This window comes from Sporosarcina sp. D27 (assembly GCF_000586555.1).
Classification (GTDB): domain Bacteria; phylum Bacillota; class Bacilli; order Bacillales_A; family Planococcaceae; genus Sporosarcina.
This window is the reverse complement of record NZ_AZUC01000047.1, coordinates 438,059-445,793: the sequence shown is the minus strand read 5'-3', so window position 1 is coordinate 445,793 and position 7,735 is coordinate 438,059. Positions and strand designations below refer to the sequence as shown.

Here is a 7,735-nt window from a genome sequence, read left to right as displayed (position 1 = left end):
CGCTCGCAGCGGAAATCAACTTTTCATAGATAATTCTATTGTAAAAGAAAAAGACTGTAGGCAAGCCCCATGATTTCTGGAGTTTATCTACGGTCTGAGGGACACGCCAATTAAGGCATGTCCCTTTTATCTTTTTCCATCTAAATAGGAAGAACGGAAAACTTCTGTATTTGAAACCCGTCTAGTTTTTTTCTGTTGAGGTTTTTTAACTGATGGTGTCGGTGCGCTCTCTTGCAGAATGCCCGTAAAATTGGTGAGCAGTTCACGAGCGGTCTTTAAACTCATACGCTCTTGGGGATTCCTAAACTCCAAATCTTGCTCACCTAGATGTGGCAACTGTGCGAAGTCATCTTTTTCAGGGAGAGTGTGAAAGAGGAATTCCCCACAACGTACGAGGACAGTGGAATGCTGTTTGCTGTATTTTGGATTTTCCACAAAATGTAACCCAACTTTTTCGGCGCCACCTGTTTCAAGAAGTTTAGCGATTGCTACTTTCTTCAATTGGTAAAGTGGTCGATTATCCGGGGCTGTTTTTGCATGCCTGTTAACGGTATAGATTGCTACGGCTAGTTCCCGCAGTGAATTGGCGTCTGCCAATATGTAGACCTCCCATCTAATTTTAGAAACATCAATTTGACAGTATTGTACTAGTAAATTAGCAATAAGTACACAAAAAGCGACAAAGTCTTTAATCTTTTGGGGACAGTTCTTCATGAAAAAGTAGAATGAGGAGAAGATGAAAAAGTATCAGAGTTATGGTACTATTTGAATGAGTATTCATTCATTTTACAAGGGGGATTAAGAATGGACGAGAAAAAGGTTATTATCGTTACAGGCGGGTCAAACGGGATGGGGAAATACATGGCAAAGAAATTTGCTCAAGACGGGGCAAACGTCATTATAACCGGAAGAGACCCAGAAAAGTTGACTGCTGCCAAAGAGGAAATTGGCGAAAATGCTTATACTTTTCAAATGGACGTACGTGAGATTGAAACAATCGAATCACTTATTCACTTTGCAGACAAAACATTTGGGAAAATTGATGGACTTGTCAATAATGCCGCAGGAAATTTCATCGTACAAGCAGAAGATCTATCTCCGAACGGATGGAAGTCAGTAATCGATATTGTTTTGAATGGAACTTTCTACTGTTCAAGTGCAGTAATGAACTACTGGAAAGAAAAGGGGCAAAAAGGTGCGATACTAAACATGTTGGCAACATATGCTTGGGATGCTGGACCAGGTGTAGTTCACTCAGCTGCAGCGAAAGCAGGAGTTATGTCGCTCACACGTACACTTGCTGTAGAATGGGGAAGAAAATATGGTGTTCGTGTTAACGGTATTGCACCAGGACCTATTGAACGTACAGGTGGAGCAGAAAAGTTGTTTCAATCGGAGAAAGCAGCACAGCGAACTATTCAATCAGTACCACTTGGACGTGTTGGAAAGCCTGAAGAAATTGCTGAACTTGCAGCCTTCATCATGTCAGATAAAGCGTCCTATATGAACGGAGAGATTGTCACATTAGATGGCGGTCAATGGTTGAACCAATATCCGTTTTGACGGTTAGTTTGCCCATAATATGCACATCCTAAATCAACAGGTAGCAAAAAAATAGAGGCCTGTTGAGGAGGGAAAAGATTGTTTGATATTTGGGCGATTCCAATTGGTGTTGTCGTTGCAGTAATGGTCATCATTGGAGTGTTGGCGGTTCGTAAAAAGCCGGACTATAATCCGGACGGAGTACTCAACAGGCAGGATCGAAGTGTGGCAGAGCCGATTGAAGACCACCCCTTCACGTTTAATCCTATTTTGTGGGTGATTCTCGTAGCTGCTCTATTTAGTATAATCGTTATATTTTACTACTGGGCCTCTTTCTCATAAGGAAGAGGCTTTTTTGTTAAAAATGGTAAATATCCATACGAATCGTCCACGACTTCTTCATTTTATAGTGAGCTCTATGATATAGTAGAAGTGCAGCATAGCTTGAAGTAAATTGTTGCTGGAGGAGCGATTTAAATTGGTTGCTTTGAATAATAGTGACTTTTTAGTCATGCCAATATCCGACTATCTGATTTCTTCTGAGAAGGTTGCGCATGTGCAGGTTGGAAATAATGCAGAGCATGCATTACTCGTTCTTACAAAGACGGGTTATTCAGCAATTCCCGTACTTGACGCAAAGTATAAATTAAGAGGTTTGTTAGGCATTGGAATGATTACAGATGCAATATTAGGTTTAGAAAGAATAGAATATGAGCGTCTTTCAGATTTAAAGGTGGATGATATTATGCAAACCGATCTACCTATGATTAGGACGACAGACCGCTTTCAAAAGGGATTGGATTTACTCATTGACCATACGTTCTTATGTGTGACGGATGAAGATGGTACCTTTGCTGGAATTTTAACGCGCCGTGTGATGCTTAAACAGTTTAAGAAGTATATATATAGCTCAAGATAAACTGTGCGCAGATAGTTATCTACAGAAAAGAAGAGGCTCTTATCAAAGAGCCTCTTCTTTTTTAGATAGAATGTGAAGAAACTAGTGACGAAGCGATGGCTTCTTGAAAAGGATGTTGAGCAACCATATGAATACAACTGAAATTATGAAAGTCTTAGCGGAAGAAGGAAATATGAGAAAAGCAGCAGACCGGTTATTCATCTCCCAACCGGCACTTTCGCAGAGGCTGCAGTCCATTGAAAAAACGTGGGGGGCCAAATTATTCGTCCGTTCCCAAAAAGGACTTGTACCTACTGCTGCAGGTGAGTTAGTGATTGAGTTTGCAAAAGAGACGGTTCAACGGAAAGAAGAAACAATTGAACAAATAGCTGGGCTTGCAGACAAAGTGCATGGAACACTAAAAATCGCATGTGCCTCCATCGTTGGACAGACATGGCTTCCAGAAGTACTTAAAGATTATGTGAAGCAATATCCAGACGCTAAAATTTCACTGATGACCGGTTGGACATCAGAAATATTGAAAGCATTGTATGAAGGGGAAGCCCACGTTGGAATTGTAAGAGGAGAAGTTGAGTGGAACAGCAGACGTACTTATTTGTTCCGTGATCAGCTGTATTTAGTGGATAAAGAAATCACTTCACTTGAACAATTGAAAGATACAGAACGCCCATATATTCAATTTAAAAGTGATTCAAATTATTATACGGAAATTCAACAATGGTGGCAGAAACACTTTTCAAAAAATCCAGCTAGACAATTAACGGTAGACCAGATGGAGACCTGTCGACAACTCGTTTTAAATGGTATTGGGTATGCGATATTGCCATCAATCACTTTACGTGGAGATGAGCAAGTGAATAAAATTCCATTGTTGAATAATGAAGCAGAATTTGAATTGACGAGGGACACCTACTTAATTGGTTATCAGTCTAGTTTTGAGTTGAAACAAGTAGAAGCTTTTTCAAAGGTAATAGAAGCCCATGCACTACGGTTGAAAAATGATTCCAGTTTACTCGAATGATGGAACTTTCTAGCAAGTAAAACGTACTAATTATCGATATGAGTAGAAAAATAATTCAGAAAGTGAGGCGGGCTATTTGAAAAAGTCGTTATGGAAGCCGTTTACTATGTTAGTAGTTTTAGTCGGAATCATTATTCTATGGCCAACGACAAAAGCATTTGCTGCACCTGACTTGCATGTGTCCGTTCAAACTGGTCTAGACCAAAAAACTAAAGATGGAAAAGGTGCACCTATAGTTTTCACGATTGAAAACAAAGGAACCGCGTTTGCTGGAGATTTGATAGTCAATACTACAAGTCAAACGGGCGGTGTTGGTCAATCTATTGCGGTGAATATTGGAGAAGGAGAGAAGCAGACTGTTACGATGTATGTGGACTCCATTCAAGATCCAACGATGTACGGCAATCCCATTAAGAAAAATATCTTTTTCTATGAAAATGGCTGGAGATCAGGTGATGAAATCAAGCACTCCGGAACGCAGCTCATTAAATCTACAACATATCCTGAGCAAGTTTTATTCATTGCAGGACTATCGGATAATATAGATCGGTTATCTTCTCTAAAAGATTTATATTTAAAAAACAAAGAAGGTACTCAACTTCTGAACTTAACTAAAGTAGACCAACCTCCTTTACCTGCTGAACAAGGCGGATGGGATGCAGTGGATATTATTGCTGTCGATGGTTTTTCCATCGCGGATCTGTCTCCAAAACAGCAAGATGCCATGTTGGAATGGGTAAAATCAGGAGGGACTTTACTCATCGGAGGATCTCAAAACGTAGCGGCTGAAGCAGGAGTATTCAGTTCACTGTTACCGCTTGAGATTAAAGAAAGTAAAGAGTTTGCCCCAGCTTTATTCAATGACAAATTCAAGGATTCAGTACCAGGGTTTTCAGCGAAGAAAGCACCAGACGCAACCATTCTATTGCAACAGGATGATACTATTTTAGCAGCCTCTCAACTTGTTGGATCTGGAATGGTTCTCCAGACAACCTTCTCAATCGGTAACGAATCATTCAGGTCTTCCACAGGTGTGAAAGCATTTTGGACGGATCTCTTGAACAAGAGTAACCAACTGTTGAAACAACGACCTTCTCAAATGTATTACACTCCTCCGACGGATGATTTGATGTTTAATGTCGGGGAAACAAATGAACTCTTTCCTTCTTTTAAAGTATCAACGCCGTTATTGTTCGGCATTATCATTGTGTATATCATTCTAATTATTCCTCTACTATATTTCCTTTTGCGAAAAAGAGATAAGAGGGAGCATGCTTGGTGGATCATTCCTGTTGTCGCAGTAGTCGTATCTTTTGCGATTTTTGCTTATGGAGGTAAGGATCGTTTAGGTAAGGCACAGCTGCAACATTCCGCTGTCTATCTTGTAGAACCGGACAATACATTATCAGGGTATTACGCTGAATCCCTATTAACCGATAAATCAGGGAACTTCACTTTTTCAATACAAAAACCAAGTACAGTCTCTACAAATTCATCGGCAAATTCGATATTTGGCACTAATTTATCAGCCCACAATAGCGCTATTTTAGAAAAGGGTGCGACTGAAGAAGTTTTATCTTTCAGAAATCTAGGGTTTTGGAATGTGGCATCTATTTATGGGGAAACAGAACTTGGAGCTGTTGGTAATTTTGATACTGATTTAACGCTCGAGAATAAGAAGTTGACGGGAACAGTAACGAATAATTTTCCGTTTTCCGTAAAGGACGTTTCGATTTTATCTGGAAGTAAAACAATTAAACTGGGTTCGATAATGGCGGGAGAAACTTTAAAAGTTCGAGAAGAAGTGAAAGTGAATGTACTCGGACCACGGAGTACCTCTAATTATGGATATATGAACCCTGTAGCAATCAATCAGGATGATTTAGTCAAAATGAGAAAAGAAGGACTCTTGAACTTCTCTTCTACTCATATGAATGAGTCATCTAAACCGATCTTATCAGCAACTACAGATACTCAAATTATGGAACTCTCACTAATAGAACGAAAAGCTGAAAACTCACCAATCTCTATGTTACTTCAGCCAATCGATATTAAAACTAAATTGTCCGGTACTGTAACTGTCGATAGTGATTTAATGGAAATGGAATTACTGTCATCCAGCGGAAATCCTGCAGATTTAGTAGATGAAGTAAACAAAGAGTACATCTTTTCCGAGAAGGAATATAGTCAGAAGTGGCAACTTAACAACGACTTTTCTCAGAAGGTGGACAACTGGACGAAGATTCAGCTGTTTGGCGTGGATCTTAATCGTTATGACGTAAGCATTCTCAATGTGAAAACAGGGAGTTATGAAGTATTAGAGGGAAAATCGTCGCTAACAGTGGAACCTGCAAGTGATTATGTATCGAAGGATGGGAACTTAACAATCAAGTTGAATTTCAATAATTCACAAATGGGAGAAACTTCTCATCCACCGGAACTCCGTTTGACAGGGGAGGTTAAAAAATGATAGAAATCTCCAAGCTAACAAAAAAATATGGGCAATTTAAAGCGTTGGATGAGTTGACATTGTCACTCAAAGAGGGAACTGTTTTTGGGTTTGTTGGGGCGAATGGTGCAGGGAAATCTACAACGTTTCTCATCTTAGCTACGCTCTTACAGCCTACTTCGGGGACTGTAACAATTAATGGAGTAGACATTACAAAGAAGCCTGAAGAAATCCGGAAACTCATTGGCTACATGCCAGATTTTTTCGGAATATACGATCAGTTGAAAGCACATGAGTATTTAGACTTTTATGGGGCTAGCTATGGGATTCCAGTAGATAAAAGAAATCAACTGATTACGGAACTACTGGAACTCGTTAACCTAACAGACAAACGAAATGCATATGTAGACTCTCTTTCCAGAGGGATGAAGCAAAGACTCTGTCTGGCGAGAAGTCTCATTCATGATCCGAAAGTTCTTATTTTAGATGAACCTGCATCTGGTCTTGATCCTAGAGCGCGTGTGGAAATGCGAGACATTCTACGATCACTGAAAAGTTTAGGGAAGACAATCCTAATTTCGTCTCATATTTTACCTGAATTAGCGGAAATGTGTGATGAAATTGGAGTGATTGATAACGGCAAACTGATCGCTCACGGCTCCGTTTCGGAAATCCAGGCCAAACTTCTAGGGGATAAAACAATTACGACCCGAATTTCAGGAGACAGCGGTTCTGCAGTTGCATTTTTTGAAGAGAGTCCGTTTGTTTCCGCAATTTCTCATGAGATACATGAAGGTGTGCTATCGTTCACATTCAAAGGGGACGATGTGCAGCAGTTTCAATTGTTGAAAGAAGCTGTTATGTCCGGAATTCATATCGTATCATTTACGGAAAACTCAGTTGATCTGGAAGATGTGTTCATGGAGATTACGAAGGGAGTGGAGCTCATTGAAAAGCAGACTAAATAATCCTGTTCTCGCTAAAGAAATAAAGCTCCGATTCCGAAGCTCCAAAAGCTTTACAGGCGTCCTGTTCTATTTGCTAGCCATGTGTATCTTTGTTTTTGGATTTATCTACACTACGACTAGTCTCAAGGGCACTGCCTATTTTAGGCCGTCTGAAAGTATCATTCTTTTTACATTTTTAACGTTTATCCAATTGGGGCTAGTCCTTTTCATAACTCCAGGTTTAACTGCTGGAACTATTAGTGGGGAACGTGAACGTCAAACGTTACCCATGCTGTTAACGACTTCCCAAAGTTCGTTCCAAATCGTTACAGGGAAGCTGTTATCGTCAGTTTTGTTTTTATTGCTACTCATCATAGCTGGGTTACCGGTGTATAGTATGGTGTTTCTGTTCGGTGGAATTTCACCTGTGTTGTTTGTAAAATCACTGTTCTTCTTATTTGTGACGCTGCTTGCAATTGGGAGTCTTGGTGTTTTGTTTTCAACGTTGATACGCAGAACTACGGTTTCAATGATTGTAACGTATGGGAGTATGCTGTTTTTTACAGCAATCATTCCATTTTTGTTTCTTATTCTCATTCAGGTAAAACGGTTTGGGACAATGGGTATGACGCCATCTAAAACTTACGTAGGACATATCCTAGCATCCATCAATCCTGAAATCTTTTTTGCTTCCTTGTTAACGCCAGAGATTGGAATGAGTGTTCAAGAAATGACTCAAGTAACATTTCCATTATGGATTGGTTATTTACTTTTTTATGGAGTGATAACGATCGGATCCATCTGGATTGCGACAAAACGATTGAGAGTGAATATGAAAAAACATAAGTAGGGAGGAG

The 7,735-nt window shown here is 39.8% G+C and carries 8 protein-coding genes; 7 read left to right on the top strand and 1 reads right to left on the bottom strand.

Annotation, left to right across the window (positions count from 1 at the left end; translation table 11 throughout):
• Positions 1 to 126 precede the first annotated feature (126 nt).
• Positions 127 to 597, bottom strand: coding sequence for a YkyB family protein (locus N693_RS0112840; protein ID WP_025785241.1), 471 nt, complete (start codon positions 595 to 597; stop codon positions 127 to 129).
• Between the two features lie 207 nt (positions 598 to 804).
• Between N693_RS0112840 and fadH the strand changes: the two genes are divergently transcribed.
• The 7 genes from fadH (at position 805) to N693_RS0112805 (ending at position 7,728) form a co-directional block, all read left to right on the top strand.
• Complete coding sequence (gene fadH / locus N693_RS0112835; RefSeq protein ID WP_025785240.1) at positions 805 to 1,563, top strand: 2,4-dienoyl-CoA reductase; 759 nt, start codon at positions 805 to 807, stop codon at positions 1,561 to 1,563.
• A 78-nt stretch (positions 1,564 to 1,641) separates the two neighbouring features.
• On the top strand, positions 1,642 to 1,884 hold the full coding sequence (locus N693_RS0112830) for a hypothetical protein (RefSeq protein WP_025785239.1): 243 nt from the start codon (positions 1,642 to 1,644) through the stop codon (positions 1,882 to 1,884).
• Positions 1,885 to 2,020: 136 nt separating this feature from the next.
• Entirely contained in the window at positions 2,021 to 2,461 is a 441-nt protein-coding gene (gene cbpB, locus N693_RS0112825) for a cyclic-di-AMP-binding protein CbpB (protein ID WP_025785238.1), read from the top strand.
• 127 nt (positions 2,462 to 2,588) lie between these two features.
• Positions 2,589 to 3,482: a LysR family transcriptional regulator gene (locus N693_RS0112820; RefSeq protein ID WP_025785237.1), complete on the top strand. Its 894-nt coding sequence runs from the start codon at positions 2,589 to 2,591 to the stop codon at positions 3,480 to 3,482.
• Between the two features lie 76 nt (positions 3,483 to 3,558).
• A complete protein-coding gene (locus tag N693_RS0112815) occupies positions 3,559 to 5,952 on the top strand; it encodes a hypothetical protein (RefSeq protein WP_156028918.1) in 2,394 nt (797 codons plus the stop codon).
• Complete coding sequence (locus N693_RS0112810) at positions 5,949 to 6,899, top strand: ABC transporter ATP-binding protein (protein WP_025785235.1); 951 nt, start codon at positions 5,949 to 5,951, stop codon at positions 6,897 to 6,899. The genes N693_RS0112815 and N693_RS0112810 overlap by 4 nt, the downstream gene beginning before the upstream one ends.
• Entirely contained in the window at positions 6,880 to 7,728 is an 849-nt protein-coding gene (locus N693_RS0112805; RefSeq protein WP_025785234.1) for an ABC transporter permease, read from the top strand. Before N693_RS0112810 ends, N693_RS0112805 begins: the two co-directional genes overlap by 20 nt.
• Positions 7,729 to 7,735: the final 7 nt, after the last annotated feature.